This window comes from Halohasta litchfieldiae (assembly GCF_002788215.1).
Lineage (GTDB): Archaea > Halobacteriota > Halobacteria > Halobacteriales > Haloferacaceae > Halohasta > Halohasta litchfieldiae.
In genome coordinates this window covers 99532-123308 of sequence record NZ_CP024845.1, presented here as the reverse complement: position 1 = coordinate 123308, position 23777 = coordinate 99532, and the positions used below count along the sequence as shown (strand labels likewise).

The window sequence follows — 23777 nt, the reverse complement described above, 5'->3', positions numbered from 1 at the left end:
TCGATTCGCTCTCTTTGGTGGTGGTCCCATGGGTGTTGAGATCAAGGAGTCGGGAGTCACCGACCAAGAGGTCGCTGATATGGAGCAGTTCGTCTACGACTATCTCTCTGCGAGCGTCCAGACCGAAGACGACGGCGGCCGGATGCGATGGTATCCGTGGCACAGCGCCGACTACCGGTTCAACCACATCAAAAACGTCGTCGACCTCGCCAGAAAAATCGGTAAAAAGGAGGGTGCAGACCTCGATGTCATCACGGTTGCGGCGCTGTTCCACGACATCTCGAAACTCGAAGCCCCCCAAGACGTCCACGCCGAGGAGGGTGCAAGCGTCGCCCGCGAGTATCTCTCCAGTCGGTGTGAGTTCCCCCAGTCGTTCATCGAGGAGGTCTGTACAGCCATCGAGGCCCACTCCCACCAAGGATCGTTAGCCGAACTCCCGCTGGAAACCCAGTGTCTGATCGAAGCCGATATCCTCGACAAAATCGGGGCCAACGGCACCGCGCTGATGCTCCTCCGAATGGGCTATGAATCCCGAACGCACATGGATTCCGCCCGGATGGTCGACCGGGTCTTCCAGCGCGGCAAAGACCACGTCGACCGACTGGAGTCCGACACCGCCGATTCGATTGCCCACCAGCGGCTCAAACGCGTCAAATGGTTCCGCGAGTGGCTCGAAGAGGAAGTAAGCGAGATGGACCGGGACTGTGAGTTCTAACCCCGCAGGTAGGCCCCGACTACTGTCGGTAGTCACTGTTTAGGCCAGCCAGCACCTCGCGTCGAACACGGATGCAGCATCTCACAGTACATCTCGCGTTCGTCGCCATTCTGGTTGGCACACAGGCGTTTTTCACCGCGCTGTCGGTGCTCAACGTCCGCCATGCCGACCGGCTGGTCGACCGTAAAACCGCGTGGCTCGACGATGTGTTGGGTGTCGACGATCCGACCGAACTCAGCGACTACCACCGACTCACCACCGCGTTTTCCGAACTCCAGTCGTGGGTTGGTCTCGGTGTCCTCCTTGTCGTTCTGTATGCCGGAGGTCTCGAATGGGCGGTGGGACTCCTCGCATCGACTGGGCTGTCGACCGTCAGTCAGGGTATCCTCTTTTTTGCTGGGCTCGTTGTCGCCGCGCAGCTCTTCTCGCTCCTCTTTAGCATTGTGTCGACGTTCGGGATCGAGGAGATATTCGACTTCAATCAGCAGACACCGTCGCTTTTCGTCCGGGATACGCTGCTCACACTCGTGATTTCGCTCGGTTTCACAGCAGTTCTCGGCGGGGCAGTCCTCGCAGCTGTCAACGCGCTGCCGACGCTGTGGCCCGTCGCTGCGTGGCTGCTGTTCGTCGCCTTCTCACTTGTCATGCAGATTCTCTACCCGCGTGTGATCGCGCCGCTGTTCAACGAGTTCGAGCCCGTCGACTCCGGCGAGCTTCGGGAGGTCGTCGAGGACGTCTTTGAGCGGGCCGGGTTCTCCACGAGCGATATCTACACGATGGACGCCAGTCGACGCTCCTCGCAACTCAACGCCTACTTCATCGGCTTCGGCCGCACCAAGCGGGTTGTACTGTTCGATACGCTGGTCGACTCGATGGCGATTCCCGAACTCCAAGGAGTACTGGCCCACGAACTCGCCCACTGGAAGGAAGCCCACATCTGGAAACAGTTCGCCAGTAGCGCCGTCCGCATGGGAATCGTCTTCGGGCTGCTCGGCGTGCTCGTCGACTTCGGCCCCTTATATACCGCGTTCGGAATTCCCGAAACGGCGACCTACGCGGGCCTCCTGCTTGCGGTGCTGATCGTCGGCCCGATCCTCCAGTTCACTGCGCCGCTGACGAACAAACTCTCGCTGAAACACGAACGGGAGGCTGACTCGTTTGCGGCCGACGTGATGGGTCCGCAGCCAATGGTCGACGCACTGGCACGCTTGGCGACCGAAAACCTCGCCAATCCCTTCCCGCATCCGTGGTATGCGACGTTCCACCACAGCCATCCACCGATTCCCGAGCGGATTCGGCTCCTGCAAGAGCGAAGCGATGCCGACGAGCCCGCGACCGATCTCGACGGAGCCACCCCAGCCGACGACTGATGGCCGACTCCGGCTCCTATCTGTTGATCATCGAGTGTGAGCAGTCGACCGAAATAGCGGTCGGCGCGCTTGGAACCCTCGCGTTCGATGCGGGCTACTACGGCTATGTCGGCAGCGCGTTCGGTCCGGGCGGACTCTCACGTGTCGACCGCCACCGCCGGGTTGCGGCTGGTGAACACGATGTGCGCCACTGGCACATTGATTATCTCCTCGGTGCAGACACCACTCGGTTGGTAGCTGTCGAAACGTTCGTCGACCGCGATGTCGAGTGTGCGTTAGCGACCGCCTTATCGGAGGCAGGCTGTCGACACGTCGACTCGTTTGGAGCCTCCGACTGTGACTGCGTGAGTCATCTGTGGGGGCCGACCAGTCGGTCGACGCTGGTGGCTACTGGAGACTCAGTCCGCAAATAACAGTCGACTACCACTTTTCAGGGGCTGCCGGACGACCGTTAGTCGTCGCTTGAGACGGCTTCGGCGTCGAGTCGAGCGTCGGCTGCTGCCGAGGCAGTTTCCGGAAGCTCCTCGCGGACGTCGTCTGCGCCCTCGTTTTCGATCACGTTGGCGTAGGCGTCCGGGAAGACGCGGACGAAGTTCTCGATTTCGGTCGCCCACTCATCGAGCAGTTCGGCCGCGCGCTCACTGCCGGTGTACTCGGCATGGTTCTCGACCATCCGGGTCAGCATGCGTTCGTCCTTCTCAGTCAGGGATTTCGAGAGCGACGCCATCCCCGTGTTGAGTTTGGACTCGAACTCGTCGTTGGCATCGTAGACGTAGGCCACACCGCCGGACATCCCGGCGGCGAAGTTCCGGCCCGTCTCGCCCAGCACGGCGACGACGCCACCGGTCATATACTCACAGCCGTGGTCGCCGACACCTTCGACGACAGCCTTCACGCCGGAGTTCCGAACCCCGAAGCGCTCGCCAGCGACGCCGTTGATGTAGGCTTGCCCCTGCGTTGCGCCGTACAGCGCGACGTTGCCGATCAGGATGTTCTCGTCGGCTTTGTAGGCAGCCGAGTCGGGCGTCTGGACGATCAGCTTTCCGCCCGACAGCCCCTTGCCGACGTAGTCGTTTGCCGCACCGGTGAGGTCCATCGTCACACCAGAGGCAAGGAACGCCCCGAAGCTCTGGCCCGCGATGCCGTCGAAATCAATCGAGATCGTGTCGTCGGCCAGCCCCTCGCCGCCGTACTCGTTGGCGATGGTGTTCGACAGCGTCGCGCCGACCGCACGATCGACATTGCTGATCTCGTGATCGAGTTGGACGCGTCGACCCTCCTCAAGGGCGGCTTCGGCCTCGTCGATCAGCTCCCAATCGAGTTGGTTCTCGATATCTTCGTGGTCCTGCTCACGGGTCTTGCGGCGTTGGTCGCCCGCCGTCTCTGCGATGACCGTCGAGAGATCGAGGTGTTTGGCTTTCGGATGGTCGGTCTCGCGCTGGTCGAGGAGTTCCGGTCGACCGATCATCTCGTCGAGCGAGCGGAAGCCGAGGTCGGCCATGATCTCCCGGAGTTCCTGAGCCATGAACGTCATGTAGTTGATGACGTGGTCCGGCTGGCCGGGGAACCGCTCTCTGAGGTTCTCGTCCTGCGTAGCGACGCCGACCGGACAGGTGTTGGCGTGACACTGGCGGGCCATCACACAGCCACCGCTGACCAGTGCGGCGGTCCCGAAGGTGTACTCCTCGGCACCGAGCAGCGCGGCGATAGCCACGTCGCGGCCGGTTTTCATCCCACCGTCGGCGGTGATCTTGATCCGGTCGCGCAGACCGGTTCCGCACAGCATCTGGTTGGCCTCTGCGAGGCCGAGTTCCCACGGCAGACCGGCGTTTTTGATCGATGTTTTCGGCGAGGCTCCGGTCCCACCGGAGTCACCGGAGATGTGGACGACATCGGCATTTGCTTTGGCGACACCGGCTGCGATGGTGCCGATGCCGGCCTCCGAGACCAGTTTGACGTTGATGTCGGCCTCGGGGTTGGCGGCTTTGAGGTCGTGGATCAGCTGTTTGAGATCCTCGATGGAGTAGATGTCGTGGAGCGGTGGCGGCGAGATGAGGCCGACGCCGGGAGTCGCATACCGGACGTGAGCGATCATCTCATTGACCTTGCTGCCGGGCAGGTGGCCACCCTCGCCGGGTTTCGAGCCCTGTGCCATCTTGATCTGGATCTCGTCGGCCGAACTCAGGTAGTGGGAGGTGACCCCGAAGCGGCCGGAGGCGACCTGCTTGACGGTACACTCCTTTTCGGTGTCGAACCGTTCGGGCGGTTCGCCACCCTCGCCCGTGTTGGATTTCCCACCGAGACGGTTCATCGCCATCGAGTTCGTCTCGTGGGCCTCCGGCGAGATGCTTCCCAAACTCATCGCGGCCGTCGAGAACGTCTCGACGATTTCGTGAATCGGCTCGACTTCATCGAGTGGGACCGATTCGCGGTCCGAATCGAATTCGAGCAGGCCGCGCAGCGTCTGGAGGTTCTCGGTCTGTTCGTTGATGAGTTCGGCGAACTCCAGATAGCGGTCGTAGTCACCGCTTCGAACGGCCTGCTGGAGCGTGCCGACCGTCTGTGGGTTCCACTGATGGTAGATCCCCGAGGAACGGTGTTCGTACTCGCCCTGCGTTTCGAGCTTCGGATCGGTGCCGAAGCCGACTTTGTGGCGGGTCCGAACGTCGTCTTCGATCACGTCGAGACCGATTCCTTCCGTTCGAATCTCGGTGCCTTCGAAGTATTCGGCAATGAGATCCGAACTGAGTCCCACTGCTTCGAAGATCTGGGCTCCCTGATAGGATTCGACCGTCGAGATCCCCATCTTGGCCATGATCTTCAGCAGGCCGTGTTCGAGGGCGTGAATGTAGCCGTCGATGGCTTCGCTTTCGTCGACGCCGTCGGGACCCGCACAGAGGTCCGAAATCGTCTGGTAGGCCAGATACGGGTTGACCGCGCCCGCGCCGTAGCCGACCAACGTCGCGAGGTGGTGGACCTCGCGTGGGTCGCCGGATTCGACGACGAGACCGACGTCGGTTCGGAGCCCGTGGCGGACCAGGTCGTGATGGACGCCACCGGTCGCCAGCAGGCTCGGGATCGGAATCCGATCTTCGCCGGCACCGCGGTCCGAAAGCACGATGATGTCCGCGCCCGCGTGGATCGCCTCGCGGGCGTCGTCTCGGAGTTCCTCGACAGCCGTTTCGAGGTCCGTCTCCGGATCGTAGGTCATATCGAGGGTGGTCGACTCGAAGCCGTCGTCGTCGCGGTCGAGACCTTTGATCGACGCCGTCTCCTCGTCGCTGAGGACCGGCGATTCCAGAACCAGCTGATGGGCGTGTTCCGGCGACTCATCCATCAGGTTGCGCTGTTTGCCGAGTCTGGACTGGAGGCTCGTGACGAGTTCCTCCCGGATGTAGTCAATAGGCGGGTTCGAAACCTGGGCAAAGAGCTGTTTGAAATAGGTAAACAGCGGGCGGTTGAACTCGCCGAGCACCGACAGTGGCGTGTCGTCACCCATCGAGCCAACTGGGTCCTTCCCTTGGTTGGCCATCGGTTCTAGCAGGTGGTTGAGCTGATCGGTGGTGTAGCCGAAAGCCGCTTGATGGGCGCGAAGCTCCGAGACGTCGCCCCGTGGTTCGAGACTATCACCTGATATATCTTCGAGGTGCTGCTGGTGGTCGTCGACCCACTCGCCGTACTTGTCGTCGACGAGGTCGTCGAAGACTTCGGCGTCGGGGATGACTTTACCTTCCTCGGGGTCAGCAACGAAAATCTGGCCGGGCTGCAGTCGACCGCGTTCCTGAATCTCGCTGGGGTCGGTCTCGATTGCGCCGACTTCGCTGGCGACGATCAGCTGGTTGTCGTCGGTGATGTCGTACCGGCAGGGACGGAGCCCGTTGCGGTCGAGGACCGCCGAGATCTTGTCGCCGTCGGTGGCCGCGACGAGCGCGGGGCCGTCCCACGGCTCGATCAGGCTGGCGTGGTAGTCGTACCACTCCTTTCGGTCGGGGTCCATCGCGTCGTCTCGCTCGTGGGCCTCCGGGATCAACATTCGCAGGACGTGCGGGAGATCCCGTCCCGAATGAAGCAGGAGTTCGACCGCGTTGTCGACGCTTGCGGTGTCGGACTGTCCGGCCTGTGTGATCGGTTTGAGCGTCTCGATCTCCTCGCCGAAGTTGTCGTCTTCGAGGGCCGACTCACGGGCGCGCATCCAGTTGATGTTGCCGCGGATCGTGTTGATTTCGCCGTTGTGGATGATCTTCCGGTAGGGGTGGGCGAGATGCCACGCGCCGAGGGTGTTGGTCGAGAATCGGGCGTGGACCAACACGAGCGTGCTTTTGACGCGGTCGTCACTCAGATCTGGGTAGTAGTCTTCGAGTTGTTCGCCTTTGAGCAACCCTTTGTAGACGACTGTTTTGCGATCCAGCGAACAAACGTAGAACCGGCCCGAATCGTCGACGTCCTCGATATCGGCTTCAATGGCCTTCCGCGAGACGTAGAGCGCACGGTCGAACGCATCGTTCGACATTGCCTCAGTCGGCGTGACAAAGACCTGCTGGACGTTCGGTTCGGAGTCGACGGCGGTCTTACCGAGGTCGCTGTTGTCGGTCGGGACGTCCCGCCACTCGACGGTTTCGAGATCGTACTCGGCGAGTTTCGCTTCGACAAAGTCGACGATCTCCGCGCGAATATCGTCGTCCTGTGGCATGAAAATCGAGCCAACAGCGTACGTTTCGGGCAGGTCGTCGACGACAGCCTCGAAAAATTCGTCGGGTCGCTGGACGGTGATTCCGGCTCCGTCACCGGTGTCTTTCTCTGCGCCCGTCGTTCCTCGGTGTTCGAGGTTACAGAGGAGTTCGATCCCGTCTTGAACGACACTGTGCGATGCACCGCCGTCGAGGTCTACAACTGCCCCGACACCGCAGTTCGACCGCTCGTCAGTCGGGTCCGCGAGTCCGACTGCCCCATCCTGCGCGTGTTCCTCACGCGCATGGGTATCACTGTGTGGCTTGGTCATACATGGACAGAGCGAGGGGTGAAATAAATGCCTACTGATGAAGGGATAAGGGTTCCTTAGCCACATATTAGGACATCAAAGGTCATTGATCTTAATCATATGACCTGATTGTGGCCCAAAACGTCCTGTCGACTCTGTTGTTAGCAGTTAGTTTAGATCGGGATGAAATAAAGCTACTGGACGCTACAGACAGCTAGTAATTCTTTGCAAAGTAGGCTGTCTGGGTTGCAGACTCGCCACAAATTGCACATGTTTCGTCTTCGTCTACTGTCTCTTCGTCGTCAAATGGACACATGACGATCTCAGCGGAGAGCGGTTCTTTGATCGGGTCCTCGCAGTCCTCGTCGCCACACCACGGGACGGCGACGTAGCCGCCGTGGGGACCGAGCGTACCGAGGATCTCCTCGCGGGAGTCGGCCTCTCGGACGTTTTCGTTGAGGTTCTCTTCGGCAGTGGCGTACAGTTTGGCGTACACTTCGTCGAAATGATCGTGGACTGTCTCGGCGATATCCTCGCGGTCTTCGACTGTCTCCTCGCCGTCAGGACGATGGACAACTGTGATTTCGTCGTCCTTTACTTCGTGAGGGCCGATCTCGAACCGGACGGGAACGCCCTTGAGCTCCCACTCGTTGAATTTGAAGCCGGGGTTGCGTTCGTCGCGGTCGTCGAGTTCGACGCGGACGCCGGCCTCTGCGAGTTCGTCGCGGACGGATTCGGCGTAGTCGAGTACCTCGTCTTTGGTGTCTTCCTGCCAGATCGGGACGATAGCGACCTGTTCGGGCGCGACTGTCGGCGGAAGGACGAGCCCTTGATCGTCGGAGTGAGTCATGATCAGCGCGCCAATCGCGCGCCACGAGAGGCCCCACGAGGTGGTGTGGGCTGGCTGAGTCTCCTCGTCTTCGTCCGAGAAGGTGATGTCGAAGGCCTCGGCAAAGGAGGTGCCGAGGTGGTGGCTAGTTCCAGCCTGCACGGATTTCCCGTCCGGCATCAGTGCCTCGACGGTCGTTGTCGTGTGCGCGCCGGGGAACTTGTCGTGGTCCGGCTTCTGGCCCTTAAGAACGGGGATCGCAAGGAGATCTTCGTAGAGTTCGGCGTACTGATCGAGGCGAGTCATTGTTTCGTTCCACGCCTCGTCGTGGGTCTCGTGGGCGGTGTGGCCCTCCTGCCAGAGGAACTCCTTGGTTCGGAAGAACGGTTTCGTCTCGGTGGCTTCCCACCGAACGACCGAACACCACTGGTTGACGCGGAGTGGGAGATCACGGTGGCTGCGGACCCACTGGGCCATGTACGGGGCGATAATGGACTCGCTGGTCGGGCGGACAGCGAGGCGTTCTTCGAGTTCCTCGTTGCCGCCGTGGGTGACCCACGCGACTTCGGGATCGAAGCCTTCGACGATATCCTTCTCGCGTTCCAGATAGCTCTCGGGGATGAGCATCGGGAAGTAGGCGTTCTGGACGCCCGTCGACTTGAACTTACTGTCGAGTGCGTTCTGGATGTACTCCCAGAGGGCGTAGCCACGCGGGCGCGTGACAATGAATCCGCTCATGCCTTCGGGACCGTAGTTTGCGAGGCCAGCCTTCTGGACGACTTCGGCGTACCAGTCGCCGGTGTTGTACTGCTTGCGTTCGGTAATACCGAGGTCTTGGTCGCTATCGCTACTCATTACCTGAAATCCGCAAGCGGGACAAATAAACTCGGTGTGTTCGCGGTCGACGACGACTGTCGAGGGCTGTCGACGGTCGTGGTATCACGACTCAGAGAAGTCTTATCCCTGAAGGGGCCATACGTTTGTTTGCAATGGCACACGGTAAAGTTGATTTCTTCAACGACACAGGCGGCTACGGTTTCATTTCGACTGACGATTCTGACGACGATGTATTCTTCCACATGGAAGATGTCGGCGGCGAGGATCTTACAGAGGGCGAGGAGATCGATTTCGATATCGAGCAGTCTCCCAAAGGCCCACGAGCGACCAACGTCGTTCGTACCGAATAAATTACAGACTGTCGCCATCCGGCGACACTGTCTACACTTCATTTTTTGAGTACTCAGCGCCCCAGAGACGACAGTCTCTAACTGACCTACTGATCGAGGATTGCAGCTTCGAAAGTGGCGACGGTCGACAGAATTTTGTCGACATTCGTCTCACTGACCCCGTTTTGAGCAAGCGCTCGCTGTAAGTACTCGGTGATCAACGTGAACTCGGCCTGTATAATATCGAACTCAGCGTGGGCCTCGCGCATCTCCGCGCCGGAGTAGTCGACCGGGCCACCGGTGACCATACTGAGAAACTCGATCTGATGGTCGCGGAGCGAATCCATATCAGTCTCATCGAAGTACTGGTTGAGCTGGTGGTCGTAGCACACCATCTGGTAGAAATCCGTGACGACGGCCTCGATGGTCTCCTGACCGCCGATTGCAGCATACACCGACTCAGACATAAGCCGACGTATACTGTTCAAGCAGATAATGTTGTCTGTTGGTCACCTACACGGGGAGCGATCCATACAGCAGTGTCATCGTAGACGTTCCGCGACCTTCCGAAGCATCTCGTAGTCGACTTCTGAGTAAGCGATCACTTGCACATCGGTCAGCGTCGACGGCTGATAGTCGTCGACTGTCGAACAGACGAGTTCCGCCCCGCGCTCGAAACTAAATCCAGCCGCACCGGTTCCGAGAACTGGGAGAACGACTGATTTACAGCCCAGTTCGTCGGCCTTTTTAAGCGCGTTTTCTGTCGCCGACTGAATACTCTCCTCGGTTGCCTTCCCATCCCCGTAGTGTGGCATCGCCGCCGCGTGGATGACGTACTCCGCATCAAGATCGTAGGCGTCGGTGACCGCGACCTCGCCGAGGTCGACGGGTCCCTTTTCAGTGGCTTCCTCGTTGAGTTCCTCGCCAGCGGTGCGGCGGAGCGCGCCAGCGACGCCGCTTCCCATTTCGAGACTCGTTCCGGCCGCGTTGACCAATGCGTCCGCACTCTGGGCGGCGATATCACCCTGAATAACTGAGTACTCCATACCGTAGTCTCTGGCTACTATCCCGTAAACACTGGCTACTCACGGGAAAACGGACTGTCCCGTTCGCGCCAGTCCCACCCCGGCAACCGCGTCTGGAACCCCGCCGCCAGCGCCGCATCCAGATCGTCGACACCCGCATTCTCGCCATCCTCGCCGTGCGTGTGAATATCCGCGAAGTGGAACGTCGCCTGCGCTAACAACGCCAGCGGTTGGCCGCCCGCAATGGTCGCGGCCAACTCTCGACCTAAGATTTCGTCGACGATGAAGCCCGGATAGTCGTTTTCGACATCCAACTCCCGCAGTAGTCCCACATACCCCGCGATGTTGACCGCCACCTCGCCGTCGGCGAACACGGTGTCGACCTCCTCTTTATAAACGTCCCTGCTCACGCTGTCGACCTCTGTCTCAAAGAGGGTTCCAAGCTGTCGTCGGGTGTCGTTGAGCAGTGGGACGACGACCGGCGCGCGGTTGCGGACCCACTCGTATTCGGCGTCGACGCGGTCTGGTGTCAACTGCATACGCCGTCTCTCACAGGCGAGTTGCTTACGTCTTTGCGAAGGGTTTTATAACACGGATCGTATAACCCCGAGTAAGCGGGTTTTCGCAGTCTGTTCCCGCATCCGTACCTATCGGAGAGTCTTTCGAGTATGTTCCATACCGACCCACAGTTCCGGACGGCTACCCAGTTAGACGTGCAGACAGCGATGGCCACCCGGTCGACGATAGGCAGTAGATCCAGACGCGGTCCCGATTTCTTCGACTTATGAGTTCAGTAGACAAGCAGCTCGACGATCTGAAAGCAGAGATAGATACCGAGGTTCCAGCCGATATCACCGTCTCCGATGTCACCTACGAGGGGCCGGAGTTGGTGATATACACACCGCATCCGAAACGATTTGCGCAGAACGGTGATCTGGTCCGCAACCTCGCCAGTAAACTCCGAAAACGCATCACGGTTCGGCCGGACCCCGAAGCATTGTCCGCCCCAAAAAAGGCCGAAAACGAGATCATGTCGGTGGTCCCAGAGGAGGCTGGCGTCAGCGACCTCGACTTCCATCAAGACACCGGCGAAGTCATCATCGAGGCCGAAAAGCCCGGCATGGTGATCGGTCGACACGGCTCGACGCTCCGGGATATCACCAAACAGGTGGGCTGGACCCCCGAGGTCGTCCGCACCCCGCCAATCGAGTCCTCGACAGTCTCCAATGTCCGCAACTTCCTCAAACAGGAGCGCGACGAGCGACGCGACATTCTCGAACGCGTGGGTCGACAGATCCACCGCGAGGAGATGGGCCGCGATCAGTGGGTTCGAATCACCACACTCGGCTGTTGCCGCGAGGTCGGTCGGGCCGCGTTTATTCTGTCGACGGCCGAAACGCGCATCCTGATCGACTGCGGTGACAAACCCGGCGCTGAGGGCGAAGTTCCATATCTCCAAGTCCCTGAGGCACTTGGCTCAGGACCAAACTCGATTGACGCGGTTGTCCTCACCCACGCCCACCTCGACCACTCGGCGCTGATGCCACTACTGTTCAAGTACGGCTACGATGGTCCGATCTACTGTACGGAGCCGACGCGGGACCTGATGGGGCTGCTCCAGCTCGACTATCTCGATGTCGCTTCCAAAGAGGGTCGGACCCCACCGTACGATTCCGAGCAGGTCCGAGAGACGATCAAACACACCATCCCGCTCGAATACGGCGACGTGACTGACATCGCCCCGGATGTCAAAATCACGTTCCACAACGCGGGCCACATTCTTGGCTCGGCGGTCACTCACTTCCACATCGGCGATGGACTGTACAACGTTGCTTTCTCGGGCGATATTCATTATCAGGATACGCGCCTGTTCAACGGGGCAGTCAACGACTTCCCACGAGTCGAAACGCTTGTTTTGGAGTCGACCTACGGCGGTCGCAACGACTACCAGACCGATCAGGAAGACTCCGAGGAGAAACTGCTCGAAGTAATCAACGAGACCTACGACGAGGGCGGGAAGGTGGTGATTCCGGCGTTCGCGGTCGGCCGCTCACAGGAGATTATGCTCGTTCTCGAAGAGGCGATGCGGACCGGGAAGATCCCGGAGATGCCGATCCACCTCGACGGGATGATCTGGGAGGCGACCGCGATCCACACAACCTACCCCGAATACCTGCGTGACGACCTCAGAGATCGAATCTTCCACGAAGACAAAAACCCATTCCTCGCCGATCAGTTCAACCACATCGACGCCGGTGAGGACGAACGGCAGGACGTCGCCGACGGCGACCAGTGTGTCATTCTTTCGACATCCGGGATGGTCACCGGCGGCCCAATCATGTCGTGGCTTCGCCACATCGGTCCAGATCCGGACTCCCGACTCGTTTTCGTCGGCTATCAGGCACAGGGAACGATGGGTCGACGCATCCAGAACGGCTGGGACGAAATTCCGATGAACGATAGCTACGGCGGCGGCCGGTCGAACACGCTGTCGCTCAATATGGATGTCGCCACCGTCGACGGTTTCTCCGGCCACGCCGACCGCAAGGGGCTGATGGATTTCGTCAAAACGATGAATCCTCGGCCCGAGAAAGTGCTCTGTGTCCACGGCGACGAACGCTCGGTCCAAGACCTCTCGTCGGCACTCTACCACGAGTTCAACATGCGAACGTTCGCGCCGAAAAACCTCGAAACGTTCCGCTTCAGATAATCGTCGACGCCGCAACAGGGGGACTGAGTCGATTCAGCGGAGTTCCTTCCACTCGACGGCACACTCCGGACAGGTGCGCACTGAAAACACTTCGTCGGGGTTGTTCGCTTTTTTTAGTGTCTCGTTGCACTCTGCACAGACGATGCGGCCGTAGTTATCCTTCTCCAACTCGTCGTCACGGAGTCCTTTGCGGGTCGACTTCATTACAAACCACTAGGAACCCCACGGTAAAAACCTCTTGCCTGTTCTGATCTGTTTACAAACAGTACGGAACGGGAGTCCAACCGCTTTGGCTCTACTGCCACCACCCCGAGCTGTGTCTCGCCGTCGACTGTTTGGGTCGCTGTGTGGCTCAGTCTTCGCCCGTGAGAGAGCACAACCGAGGGGCATATTACCACGGGATTCCAAGCGGTAGCAACGAATGGAGTACGTCCAAGAGCGGATTACGACGCTCCACGAACTCCGGGAGCCAGAGCCGACCGCCCCCACCGACCGGACGGCGGTCGTCGTCCCGATGACCGAACGGGAGTATGGCGGACTCGCCGCCGAAGGCGTGCTCTCGGAACTGGAAGCCGTCGACCCCGCGCGCGTCGTGATCCCGCTTCGCGCCCCACCAGAAGCTGTCGGTCCCTTCTGCGAGTGGCTCGATAGCTTCGATCTCTCCTTGGAGGTGATCTGGTGTAGCGGTCCCCGTGTCACCGGTTTGCTGGCCGATCATGACCTCAATGGAGGGGCCGGGAAGGGTCGGGACGTCTGGCTTGCACTCGGGCAAGTGTTAGACGCCGACTACGTTGTTTGCCACGACGCCGACACCAAAACCTACGACCGGTGGTATGTCCCGCGGCTACTGTTCCCGCTCCAACACGGCCACTCCTTCACGAAGGGGTACTACGCCCGCGTCGAAAACAACCAGCTGTACGGTCGACTGTTCCGACTGTTCTATGCCCCCTTGATCCGGACGCTTGCCGACGAGACCGACGCACCGATTGTCGACTATCTCTCGGCGTTCCGCTACGCTCTGGCGGGTGAGTTCGCCGCGACTGGCGAGTTGATTTCAAAACTTCGCGTCCAACGCTCGTGGGGGCTCGAAATCGGCACGTTAGGTGATGCCTACGCCCATGCTGGCTTCGACGGAACTGCTCAAGTCGACCTCGGGGCCTACGAACACGACCACCGTGCGGTCAGTGGTCCAGCGGGACTCTCGGAGATGTGTACCGCAGTTGGCGACGCCCTGTTTCGAGTCGTCAGCGACCACGGTGTCGACCCCGACTACGACACGTTAGCCGGTCGCTACCGGTCGGTGGCCGAGCGGTTCGTCGACCAGTATGCGGTCGATGCGGCCTACAACGAGCTGGATTACGATCCGAGCGACGAGCGCGATCAGATCACCGCCTACAGCGAGACGATCAGCCAGCCGGGCGTCGACACGCGACTTCCCGCGTGGTGTGAGACAACCCTGTCGCCGGTGGCGGTTGCCAAGGCCGCGGCGGCTGATTTAGCGGCAGCGACTGCTGAATCGAACACGATGTCGCCGGAGTCGGCCGAGACGGTCGACGATCTCCACTGAGTATCCATCCACACGCCGATAGACCGATACGTTCGGCCGTCCCAGACTGTCGTATATGTCGACCACACACGACGAGGTGGCGGGCGTCGTCGACCTCTTTGGCGCGCTTACTCGCTCAGAACTGACACGGGCTTTGGACGAACTTGCTTTTAAACAGGGCGAGGCGGTCAACGAAGCGGCTCTGGAGTCGGCAATCGAGACAGCAACCGACGCCTACGCGCTCGTGGAGTATGAGCCGGCGACCACTGGTGAGGATTCGACCACCGAGACGCTACTGACAGTCGGCCCAACGGCGTTTCCCACACTCCCGTCGAACGCGGAAGATCTACCGCACATACTCGACTACGAGCGGCGGTCGGTCGACCGACAGCGGCTTGCTACCCAAGTTAGGGAGCGACTAACTGCCGAAGCTGAGGCCGCAGTCGACGCTGATGACACTGATCGAGCCGGCGAGCTGATGGATGTGAGCTACGATATCGAGGTGTGGGCGACCGTCGAGGCAGGAGAAGTTCGGTCGACGCTGGAACCGCTTCTCCCGCAAGATTAAGAGGATACCGCCCAAGGGAGACGTATGGACCTGACGGGCGTTCGTCGGTATACGCCAGCGGTGCTGGCCGACCCGGACCGTGAGGCGGCGGTGTTGGCACCCATTATCCAGCAGGACGACCATTGCGAGATCCTCTTTACCAAACGCTCCGAACACCTCGGGGAGCATCCGGGCCAGATGAGTTTCCCCGGCGGTGGCCGCGAACCGGAAGACCGTGATCTGGAAGCCACCGCACTCCGTGAGGCCAACGAGGAGATCGACCTCAACCCCACCGAGACCGAAATCATCGGTGCCATCGACGACATCGAGACCGTCACCCGGTATATCGTCCGCCCGTTCGTCGGTCTCGTCCCCGACCGCGAGTATACGCCCGACGAGTACGAGGTCGCCGAGATCGTCCGGCTTTCGGTCGACGATCTCACCGATCTTGACAACTACGAATCGGAACACCGTGACCACCCCGAGTATGGGCCGATCCGCATCCACTTTTTCCACGTCGACGGCTACACCGTCTGGGGGGCGACCGGCCGCATGCTAGCACAATTGTTGGAACTCACGACCGACTGGGAGATTCCACCCGAGGTCGACCGAGAGGTCGAACCGGACGCCGAACTCCCGATTTAAAATCGACCACCGTGCCGAGCAACGGCGAGATTACGCCGAGTTCGAGTCGTCGTCGTTGCCGTCTGCAATATCGATCTGCGTCGAGTCGTCGTCGTGATCCTCGTCACCGGTTTCCGGCCGCTCGGGCGAGTCGGGCGACTCGACGTCGTTTTCGTCGGTGACGGTGACCGTTTTGGCCGCCTCGGATTTCGGCACGCGGACCTGCAGGGTTCCCGACCGGGTGAGGGTTGCAGTTGGATTGGCATTCTCGGCGGTCACACTGGCGTCCTCGGGGAACCTCGCGGTGCCCGACAACGTTAGCCCGCGACCGGGGAACCGCATCTCGAATCCTTCGTAGAACTCCCGGAAGCGGTCGATCCGGACTTCGAGTTCGTTGTCCATAAACCGGACCTGAATGTCGTCTTTGGTCGCGCCGGGAGCGTCGAAGACGACGAGATACTCCTCGTCGGTCTCCAACAGATCGTAGGCCAGCGGTTTCCGCTCCTGTACCTGTCCGATGCCTCGCCCAACGCGTTCGAGGACCGTGTTGATCGCCTCTCGACCGTAGGTTTTGAGCCTCGTCATAGTTCGATCTCCTCGAGCTGTGTGTGGTCAGTGCAGTAGGGACAGACTAAATCATCTACCTCGTGGTCATCCGGAACGTCGTACGTATAGTGGACTTCGAACATATCGAGTTCGCAGTCCGCGTTCTCACAGATGACTTCCACAGTAGCTGGCATACTCGAAACATGGGTCGCCACCGGCATAAATGGCGTGGAGCGCGGAAATTCAGCCGATACTCGGACCGTATCAGACCGCACAGTTTTAGCGCGTCGACGCCGAAGCCCGTGGTATGACTCATCCGTCGGATCTCTCGGTCACCATCGTCGACGGCTACGTCGACGAGCCGGCGCATTTCGGCGTCCCGCCGTACATTTCGACGTATCCGCGGTTCACTGCTGGCGCACTCGTCGACGCCGGCGTCCCCCAATCCAATATCACCTACCACACGATTGACGAACTCCGCGAGGACAAACAGAAGTGGCAGGCCGTCTCTCAAGCCGATCTCTTCATCTACGTTGGCGGCATGACTGTCCCCGGAAGCTACGTCGGCGGTACCCCCGCGGAACCTGACGAGGTCAAGGAGATGGCCTGGGTTTCCGAAGGAACCTCCGTCCTTGGCGGCCCGGTCCGGTTCGGCGTCGGCGACGAAAACGCCGGGGCGACCGAAACCGAACGCAAGGATCTCGACTACGATTTCGTTGCCAAAGGCGATATCGAGGCCGCCGTCTACGATCTGGTCGACTCCGGGATGGAAGGGTTCACCAACCGAATGCGGGACAACGATGAACTCAGTCGCTGGGCCCCCGGCGGCGCGTTCATCGTCGAACAACACCCCAACCATCCTGACTATCTGATCTGCGAGATGGAGACCTCCCGGGGCTGTGCCTATCGCTGTTCGTTCTGTACTGAACCGCTGTATGGGAATCCGGCGTTCCGCACCGCCGATGCAGTTGTCGACGAAGTCGACGAACTCTCGAACTACGGGGTCAAGCATTTCCGGCTCGGTCGACAAGCAGATATCCTCGCCTTCGGCGGCGATGGCGAGGCCCCCAACCCCGACGCACTGCGTCGACTGTACGGCGGCATTCGGGAGGTCGCACCCGACCTCGAAACGCTCCACTTGGACAATATGAATCCGATCACGATCACCGAGTGGCCCGAAGCCAGCCGGGAGTGTATCCGGATCATCGCCGAACACAATACGCCCGGCGACACCGCCGCCTTCGGGCTCGAATCGGCCGATCCACTCGTTCAGGAAGAGAACAACCTCAATGTCACTGCCGAGGAGTGTTTTGAAGCCGTAAAAATCGTTAACGAGGAGGCTGGCTGGCGACCCGGCGAGGAGCCAGCCGATGCACCCACCCACGGCTCAGACGCGACCAACCGTCTCCCCAAACTGCTACCGGGGATCAACCTCCTCCACGGTTTAAAAGCTGAACGCAGGGAAACATACGATCACAACCGCGAATTCCTCCAGCGCGTCTACGATGAGGGGCTGATGCTCCGGCGAATCAACATCCGGCAGGTGATGGCGTTCGATGGCACGGATATGTCCGAAACCGGTGCCGAAATCGCCCAAGACCACAAGGAGCTGTTCCAGTCCTACAAAAAGGAGATCCGCGAGGAGATCGACCAGCCGATGTTGGAGCGGGTGACGCCAAAGGGAACCGTGCTGCCGGACGTTCATCTCGAATACCACCAAGACGGTCGGACCTTCGGTCGACAGCTTGGAACCTATCCCCTACTCGTCGGGATTCCGGGCGAACACCCCCTTGAGACGACCATCGACGCCGTGGTTGTCGACCACGGCTACCGTTCGGTCACGGCCGTGCCCTACCCACTGGATGTCAACAGTGCAAGCATGACCGAACTCGAAGCCCTCCCCGGCATCGGTCGACAGCGAGCCGGCGACATCATCGTTGACCGGCCCTACGAGACGGCGGCCGACGCAGGCGACACAATCGATCTGACGAAGTACATTACCGCCAAACCGCCACAGCAGGCCGACTAAGCGGACTACCCTCTCCCACCATGACACAGCAACTCACCGCAGCGGTCACCCGAATTTCGGTCCCCACAGAGACAGTCGCCACAACCAACCAAACGAACGTGTATCTCGTCGACGGCGAGGAGTCGCTCCTCCTCGACCCCGCTGGGCGTCACGAGGAGATCAACGCCGCCATCGCCGACTGCCAGCCCGGTCACATTGTAGCCACCCACTGCCACACCGATCACGTCGCTGGACTGACCGCCTACGCCTTTGAGACGAACGCGACCGTCTGGTCACCGGTAGGCCACGAAAACCGATTCGCCCAGTCGACCGGGATCTACCCCGCCCGCACGTTCCGGGATGGCCACCGCGTCGGTCCCGTGAGGGTCATCGAAACGCCCGGCCACGCCACCGACCACACAGCCTTCGAGGTCGACCTCGCGGACGGTCGAACCGCGATTTTCACCGGTGATCTGGTCGTCGCCGAAGGGAGCATCGTCGTTGGCGGGCTGGACGCGGATATGGCCGACTATCTGGACTCCCTCCGACGAGTCAAGAAACGCGAGCCCGACGTGTTGTACCCCGGCCACGGTCCGGTGATCGATGAGCCCGAGAAGGCCATCGACCGACTCATCGCCCACCGCGAGGACCGAGAGAAGGCGATTCTCGACGCGATGGGCGACAATGCCGAGGAGGTCGACGAAATCGTCGACAGAGCCTACGAGAAGGATATTTTGGCGGTGTACGACCTCGCGCGCAAGACGGTGATCGCCCATATTCGGAAACTCGACGACGATGGCGTAGTGCGGTGGGACCCCGAAACCGAACAGGCAACCCTGCTTAGTAACTGAGACACACATGAACTCACTCGAAACCGAACTCGACCGTGCCCGCGACCTCGACGAGACGGCTCTCGCCGATGCCATCGAAACCATCGGCTTCGAGTGTACTCGCTGTGGGGCCTGCTGTAAGGGGTACGATCCCGGCGACGGCACCGACTCGGATAGCGACAGCGAGACGGAGGCAGTCGACCGTGAACCCCACACAGCGACCGTGTTTCCCGACGAAGTCCGGGAGCTACAGGACGCAGGCGACTACGACTGGCGGGATGTCGCCCGGCCGATGCCGTACGGACTCAGCGAGGGTGCGGATGGCCTCACCGGCGAAACCTTCGAATGGGCGCTCCAGACGGACTCTTGTGGCGACTGTACCTTTTATACCGAAAGCGACGACGGCACCGGAAGCTGTGGCGTCCACGAGGACCGGCCCCTGATCTGTCAGACCTATCCGTTCAGTGTCGCCCTCGGCGGGACGAGCCAGCCGATGGGTGAGGCCGTCGACAGCGTTGCGCTGGAAGGACAACGGGAAGCCGGTGAAACCGGCGACGAGGAGGGAATGGTTCGGGCCCACGAGTGCGAAGGGCTCGGCCGCGATATGTCCAGAGCCGAGGCCGAGGAGCTGGCGGGCGCGCTCAAAAAGCGAGCAATTCGAGAGTTGGAGGAGGCAATCGGTGTCAGGGACAACTACGAACCGACAGAGTCGGATGGGATCGTGGTGCACGACTCGGAGGGTGCAAAAACGGTAGATGGTCGACCAGTTGATCAGTAGCCACCGCCTACTGGCCATCCTGTCACTTTATTATGGTCCATGAGAACACTGGCATAGAGGTATATTATGGAAATCTCAGATAAACTCCTCTGTCTGTTCAGCGCCGAAATTACGGAAGAAGACGACCGCTACGTTGTCGAAGTCCCGAAACGGGAGATCGACACCGGCTCTGTCGAGGCGGGTGACACCTATCGCGTCGCGCTTATCTCTCGGAACGCTTCGGAGTCGACCGAAATCGACGAGCCGACGACCACGAGTCGACCCTCTGGCGAGCCACAGCCACCCGTCGAAGCGGGCGAACTGCGCTACGTCGAAATCGAGGACATCGGCAAGCAAGGCGACGGTATCGCTCGTGTCGAGCGCGGCTACGTGATCATCGTTCCCGGTGCGGATGTCGGCGAGCGCGTCAAGATCGAAGTCTCCGAGGTCAAATCCAACTTCGCGGTTGGCGAAATCATCGAAGAAGATCTGTAGGCGTCGACTACCCTGCGATCTCTTTTCTTTTAAATTAGTAGTGGGCCGATAAGGACGCCCATCAGATGGACTCGGCGTGCGTCGAACCGCGGCGGGACGAGGCCAATAACCGTCGACACCCCAAAGACGAGCACCCCAAACCAGCCAGTAAACGCGAACGCGAGCACCCCGAGAAACGCCAGTACGACCAGCGAAACACTCGTATAGTCCATCTGTCCTACTGTCTGTAGATACTGATCACCAACCGCAACCACCAGCAGCGTCCCGCAGGCCGCTCCCACGACGACTGCCGCGAGGAGCACTGGGATGTCGAGCGGGACGTTGGTTTCGTCGACCGCAACCATCACCCCCGTTCGCGGCGTGCCAAGCGCAACCAAGGCAAACAGCGCAAAGACCGTGTTGGCCGTATTTGCACCGCTGGTCGCCACAATGAAGCCACGGTCAGGGTCCCGGTTGGGAACCGCAGGCAACGCCAAAACCGAGGCAATCGCCGCCGAGATGCCGGGGAGGTAGCCAACGATTGCGCCAGCGATTGATCCGGCTCCCGCAGTCAGCCCGAGATCACGTCGACCCATCGTGAGTTTCGCGTCGGCCTGCGGTGGAACACCGCCACCGCCCATCGCATCCAGCAGGATCGGTGCACCGAACAACCCGGTCAACAGGGGTGTGAGCATACTCCCCGCGGCCAGTGGCGCGTTGGGCGTGACATTGAGTGTCACCCAACCCAGTGCAGCGGCGAGGGCGAACGACAGTAGGCCGCCAACCATGGCTTCGGGCGTCGACTCGGTAACGACGAGCAGGCAGACGACTGCGCTGAGTACGATCCAGAGATTGGCTCGTATAACGGGATAGCTGTGGGTCATCGCCCACGTGATCGGGACCGCCAGCGGTAGCGCAATCACGACTGCAAGCCCACTGCCAACCGCCGACAGCCGGAGTGCCTCGCGCCCCCGTCCTTCAAGAACGAGTCGGTGACCAGGGAGTGCGGAGATTGCCATAGCCGCGTCCGGGACCCCGAGTGTCAGCATTGGGACGATATCGAGGAAGGTGTGGACCACCCCAGCAGTGAGCATTGCGACGCCAATCAAGAGTGGGTCTCCCGGAATCGAGGCGGCGGTCGCCGCGAGCAGTAGTGCGAAGTTGTTGGCGTGGAGGCCGGGAATCAGCCCGCTTGCGGTGCCAAGGGTGATGCCACCCCCTGCAAACAGACAAAACGAGAGGACACCGAGATCCATTGGCGGTGCTGGCCACGTCTTCTGATTTAAATATCGGGTGGTGCTGTCGCTCGCCGTGTAGTACGCAAAAAATAACGGATCTGTGTTGGCGCGTTTAGCCGAAGAGGTTACCGAGGCCCTCGCCGTCGGCTTCCTCGTCTTCGTCGTCGTCGGCTGCGTCGGCTTCGTCGTCGGCTGCGTCAGCCTCGTCGTCGGCCTCGTCAGCGTCTGCCTCATCGTCGGCTGCGCCTGCGTCAGCTGCTGCGCCGCCGGCCGAGCCGCCTGCGGGCACGGCTGCGGCCGTCTCGATGGCTTCTTCGATGTCGACGTCCTCGAGTGCGGCGACGAGCGCCTTGACTCGGGATTCCTCGACGTCGACGCCTGCGCCTTCGAGGACTGCGGTGATGTTGTCTTCGTTGAGCTCTGCGCCGGTCTCGTTCAGGATGAGTGCTGCGTAAACGTATTCCATTGTTGTAGGTTCCTTGGGTTGTTAGAAGAGCGTTCCGAGGGCATCGTCGTCCTCGTCGTCGGAGTCTGCCTCGGCCTCTTCGGTGTCGTCTGCTGCTGGCTGTGCGTCGTCTGTGTCCGCGTCTGCGTCTGCCTCGTCGGTTTCGTCGGCCTCGGCTGCTTCGTCAGCCTCGGCTTCCTCGGCCGCTTCGGCTTCGATGTCGCGGAGTTCTTCAGGAAGCGCTTCCGGGTCGTCGATCTGAGCGACAAGCGCCTGGACTTGGCCATCGGCCTTGCCGACGAGTTCGCCCAGCACGTCCGGGCTCTCGACGGCACCGGAGAGGGCCACCGATTTGGCGTTGCCGGTCGCCTTCGCGATGAGCGATGGCGCGGTCTGGGTCGTCGGGTAGGTCGCGTTGACCGAGAGGTTCCGGGCCGCGGATGCGGCGGCCTGAATGTCTGCGCGGTAGTCGTCGACATCGATTGCGAGTTCGTCCGGCGAGAACAGCACGCCTTCGGAATAGACCCGCTTGAGATCGAGGCCGACTTCTTTCGGCTCGATGCCCATCTCGCCGAGCACGCCAGCGAGCTGCTGGTCGACTTCCTCGCCTTCGTCGAGGACGGTGCTGTCGGAGAGCACCTGAATCGAGCCCTCTTGAATCCGGGCGTCGGCTCCAGCCTGCTGGAGTTCGCCAACGAATGGACCGGGGTCGACGCCGGTGTCACCCTCGGGGATGACGATGTCGTTGGGCGCGACCTCGCCCGCACTGATCGGCGCGGGCGTTTTCGAGGCTTCGAGCTGTTTAAAGAGTCCAAAGGGGTTGTCGTTCGTGCCGATCAGGGCGACCTGTCCGGCGACGAAGTCGGTAAGCTGCTCGACGCCCTCGTTTGCCTCTTCGAGTGCGCGAACGACGAGCGTGTTACGGCTCATCCGGACGGCGGCACTGCCGTGGAGATCCCGGCGCATGGCCTGGAGCTGTCGGCTCGGAATGCCTTCGACGCCGACGATGCCGACCGATTGGTAGCTCGTGATGAAGTCGACGAGTTCGTCGACTTCGTCCTGTTTCCACTGTGGGATCGTCTCGGTCTTGCGGACGGATTCGCTCTGGCTCATTAGGCGTTCACCTCGACGGCGGGGCCCATCGTCGTCTTGACGTAGATCGAGTCAAGATTGAGGGGACCCTTTTCGAGGTTCGCTTCGAGTCGCCGGATGATCACGTCGATGTTGGATGCAATGTCCTCTTCGGGCATGTCATCGGCACCAACGCGAGTGTGGAACGTCCGGCGGTCCCGGGAACGAACCTGCACGGTGTTTTTCATCCGGTTGACAGTCTCGACGACGTCGTCGTCGTCGGGCTGTAGTGGTGTCGGCATCTTACCGCGCGGACCGAGAACGGTCCCGAGGTAACGGCCGATGTCCTGCATCAGGTCAGCCTCGGCGACGAAGAAGTCGGTCTCGTCGGCGAGGTCCTTTGCGGCGTCAGAGTCGTCGCCGAGGTCTTCGAGATCGTCTCCCGAAAGTACCTCGTCGGCAACGTCTTCTGCCTGCAGGGCGGTTTCACCTTCGGCAAACACAATAATCTGTGTTTCCTGGCCGGTTCCGGACGGGAGCACGATGCTCTCGTCGACACGTTTCGCTGGGTCGTTTAAGTCTAGATCACGCAGGTTTACCGCGAGGTCGACGGTCTCTCGGAAATTCCGAGGTGGCGACTCGTCGAGCGCGCGAGAAACTGCTTGTACTATCGTATCGTCTGCCATTATTCACCTCCGTAGTACGCAGGATATGCTCCTACGGGTTAGTGACACAGGCTACGCCTGTCTCATCGGAAGGTGGCGAATCAGCGTTAAAAAGCCGTCGAACCCGATTCGACCGCCTGTGGGTGTTTCACACGACCTCACGGCCGTTTGTGACTGTCTGTCTGGTCGGCAGTAGGCCGGCGATTGCCCGTGGGTAGAGCGGTACATACAGT

At 60.7% G+C, this 23777-nt stretch carries 24 protein-coding genes; 12 read left to right on the top strand and 12 right to left on the bottom strand.

Features of this window, described 5'->3' with window-relative positions; all coding sequences use genetic code 11:
- The first annotated feature begins 28 nt into the window (after window positions 1-28).
- From HALTADL_RS00650 to HALTADL_RS00640, 3 genes are all read left to right on the top strand, one after another.
- On the top strand, window positions 29-715 hold the full coding sequence (locus tag HALTADL_RS00650; protein WP_089671516.1) for an HD domain-containing protein: 687 nt from the start codon (window positions 29-31) through the stop codon (window positions 713-715).
- 71 nt (window positions 716-786) lie between these two features.
- Entirely contained in the window at window positions 787-2085 is a 1299-nt protein-coding gene (locus HALTADL_RS00645; RefSeq protein WP_089671515.1) for a M48 family metallopeptidase, read from the top strand.
- Complete coding sequence (locus HALTADL_RS00640) at window positions 2085-2498, top strand: GIY-YIG nuclease family protein (protein ID WP_089671514.1); 414 nt, start codon at window positions 2085-2087, stop codon at window positions 2496-2498. Before HALTADL_RS00645 ends, HALTADL_RS00640 begins: the two co-directional genes overlap by 1 nt.
- 38 nt (window positions 2499-2536) lie before the next feature.
- Here the strand turns inward: HALTADL_RS00640 and gltB are convergent, their stop codons facing one another.
- Window positions 2537-7084, bottom strand: a complete 4548-nt coding sequence (gltB, locus tag HALTADL_RS00635) for a glutamate synthase large subunit (protein ID WP_089671513.1) — start codon at window positions 7082-7084, stop codon at window positions 2537-2539.
- A gap of 193 nt (window positions 7085-7277) precedes the next feature.
- Entirely contained in the window at window positions 7278-8747 is a 1470-nt protein-coding gene (gene proS, locus HALTADL_RS00630; RefSeq protein WP_089671512.1) for a proline--tRNA ligase, read from the bottom strand.
- 134 nt (window positions 8748-8881) lie between these two features.
- Here proS and HALTADL_RS00625 point away from each other — a divergent pair, with 134 nt between their 5' ends.
- On the top strand, window positions 8882-9079 hold the full coding sequence (locus HALTADL_RS00625) for a cold-shock protein (protein WP_089671511.1): 198 nt from the start codon (window positions 8882-8884) through the stop codon (window positions 9077-9079).
- A gap of 86 nt (window positions 9080-9165) precedes the next feature.
- On the opposite strand, the gene HALTADL_RS00620 is transcribed toward HALTADL_RS00625, so the two are convergent.
- From HALTADL_RS00620 to HALTADL_RS00610, 3 genes are all read right to left on the bottom strand, one after another.
- Complete coding sequence (locus HALTADL_RS00620; protein ID WP_089671510.1) at window positions 9166-9525, bottom strand: group I truncated hemoglobin; 360 nt, start codon at window positions 9523-9525, stop codon at window positions 9166-9168.
- Window positions 9526-9600: 75 nt separating this feature from the next.
- A complete protein-coding gene (locus tag HALTADL_RS00615; RefSeq protein ID WP_089671509.1) occupies window positions 9601-10104 on the bottom strand; it encodes a macro domain-containing protein in 504 nt (167 codons plus the stop codon).
- 35 nt (window positions 10105-10139) lie between these two features.
- Window positions 10140-10622 (bottom strand): hypothetical protein, encoded by a 483-nt coding sequence (locus HALTADL_RS00610; RefSeq protein ID WP_089671508.1) that lies wholly within the window; start codon window positions 10620-10622, stop codon window positions 10140-10142.
- A 245-nt stretch (window positions 10623-10867) separates the two neighbouring features.
- Between HALTADL_RS00610 and HALTADL_RS00605 the strand changes: the two genes are divergently transcribed.
- The gene (locus tag HALTADL_RS00605; protein ID WP_089671507.1) at window positions 10868-12793 is read left to right on the top strand and encodes a beta-CASP ribonuclease aCPSF1; all 1926 of its coding nucleotides are present in this window, start codon (window positions 10868-10870) and stop codon (window positions 12791-12793) included.
- 33 nt (window positions 12794-12826) lie between these two features.
- Here the strand turns inward: HALTADL_RS00605 and HALTADL_RS17515 are convergent, their stop codons facing one another.
- Window positions 12827-12997: an HVO_0758 family zinc finger protein gene (locus tag HALTADL_RS17515; protein WP_177171909.1), complete on the bottom strand. Its 171-nt coding sequence runs from the start codon at window positions 12995-12997 to the stop codon at window positions 12827-12829.
- Window positions 12998-13214: 217 nt separating this feature from the next.
- Here HALTADL_RS17515 and HALTADL_RS00600 point away from each other — a divergent pair, with 217 nt between their 5' ends.
- From HALTADL_RS00600 to HALTADL_RS00590, 3 genes are read left to right on the top strand one after another with little or no spacing between them, the layout of a single operon-like run.
- On the top strand, window positions 13215-14360 hold the full coding sequence (locus HALTADL_RS00600) for a glycosyltransferase family protein (protein ID WP_245708382.1): 1146 nt from the start codon (window positions 13215-13217) through the stop codon (window positions 14358-14360).
- A gap of 55 nt (window positions 14361-14415) precedes the next feature.
- Window positions 14416-14907: a DUF7109 family protein gene (locus tag HALTADL_RS00595; RefSeq protein WP_089671506.1), complete on the top strand. Its 492-nt coding sequence runs from the start codon at window positions 14416-14418 to the stop codon at window positions 14905-14907.
- A 24-nt stretch (window positions 14908-14931) separates the two neighbouring features.
- Complete coding sequence (locus tag HALTADL_RS00590) at window positions 14932-15531, top strand: NUDIX hydrolase (protein ID WP_089671505.1); 600 nt, start codon at window positions 14932-14934, stop codon at window positions 15529-15531.
- Window positions 15532-15561: 30 nt separating this feature from the next.
- Here the strand turns inward: HALTADL_RS00590 and HALTADL_RS00585 are convergent, their stop codons facing one another.
- Together HALTADL_RS00585 and HALTADL_RS17510 are read right to left on the bottom strand one after the other, a co-directional pair.
- Window positions 15562-16095: an Hsp20/alpha crystallin family protein gene (locus tag HALTADL_RS00585; protein WP_089671504.1), complete on the bottom strand. Its 534-nt coding sequence runs from the start codon at window positions 16093-16095 to the stop codon at window positions 15562-15564.
- The gene (locus HALTADL_RS17510; RefSeq protein WP_177171908.1) at window positions 16092-16250 is read right to left on the bottom strand and encodes a DUF7559 family protein; all 159 of its coding nucleotides are present in this window, start codon (window positions 16248-16250) and stop codon (window positions 16092-16094) included. Before HALTADL_RS17510 ends, HALTADL_RS00585 begins: the two co-directional genes overlap by 4 nt.
- Before the next feature lie 113 nt (window positions 16251-16363).
- Between HALTADL_RS17510 and HALTADL_RS00575 the strand changes: the two genes are divergently transcribed.
- From HALTADL_RS00575 to HALTADL_RS00560, 4 genes are all read left to right on the top strand, one after another.
- Window positions 16364-18085: a radical SAM protein gene (locus tag HALTADL_RS00575; RefSeq protein WP_089671502.1), complete on the top strand. Its 1722-nt coding sequence runs from the start codon at window positions 16364-16366 to the stop codon at window positions 18083-18085.
- 20 nt (window positions 18086-18105) lie between these two features.
- Entirely contained in the window at window positions 18106-18915 is an 810-nt protein-coding gene (locus HALTADL_RS00570; protein WP_089671501.1) for an MBL fold metallo-hydrolase, read from the top strand.
- Window positions 18916-18922: 7 nt separating this feature from the next.
- Complete coding sequence (locus tag HALTADL_RS00565) at window positions 18923-19672, top strand: YkgJ family cysteine cluster protein (RefSeq protein ID WP_089671500.1); 750 nt, start codon at window positions 18923-18925, stop codon at window positions 19670-19672.
- Between the two features lie 66 nt (window positions 19673-19738).
- Entirely contained in the window at window positions 19739-20146 is a 408-nt protein-coding gene (locus HALTADL_RS00560) for a TRAM domain-containing protein (protein ID WP_089671499.1), read from the top strand.
- Between the two features lie 29 nt (window positions 20147-20175).
- Here the strand turns inward: HALTADL_RS00560 and HALTADL_RS00555 are convergent, their stop codons facing one another.
- The 4 genes from HALTADL_RS00555 to HALTADL_RS00540 form a co-directional block, all read right to left on the bottom strand.
- Window positions 20176-21381 (bottom strand): tripartite tricarboxylate transporter permease, encoded by a 1206-nt coding sequence (locus HALTADL_RS00555; RefSeq protein WP_089671498.1) that lies wholly within the window; start codon window positions 21379-21381, stop codon window positions 20176-20178.
- A gap of 94 nt (window positions 21382-21475) precedes the next feature.
- Window positions 21476-21829, bottom strand: coding sequence for a 50S ribosomal protein P1 (gene rpl12p, locus HALTADL_RS00550; RefSeq protein ID WP_089671497.1), 354 nt, complete (start codon window positions 21827-21829; stop codon window positions 21476-21478).
- A gap of 21 nt (window positions 21830-21850) precedes the next feature.
- The gene (locus HALTADL_RS00545) at window positions 21851-22921 is read right to left on the bottom strand and encodes a 50S ribosomal protein L10 (protein ID WP_089671496.1); all 1071 of its coding nucleotides are present in this window, start codon (window positions 22919-22921) and stop codon (window positions 21851-21853) included.
- Window positions 22921-23565 (bottom strand): 50S ribosomal protein L1, encoded by a 645-nt coding sequence (locus tag HALTADL_RS00540; protein WP_089671495.1) that lies wholly within the window; start codon window positions 23563-23565, stop codon window positions 22921-22923. The genes HALTADL_RS00545 and HALTADL_RS00540 overlap by 1 nt, the downstream gene beginning before the upstream one ends.
- Between the last annotated feature and the right edge of the window lie 212 nt (window positions 23566-23777).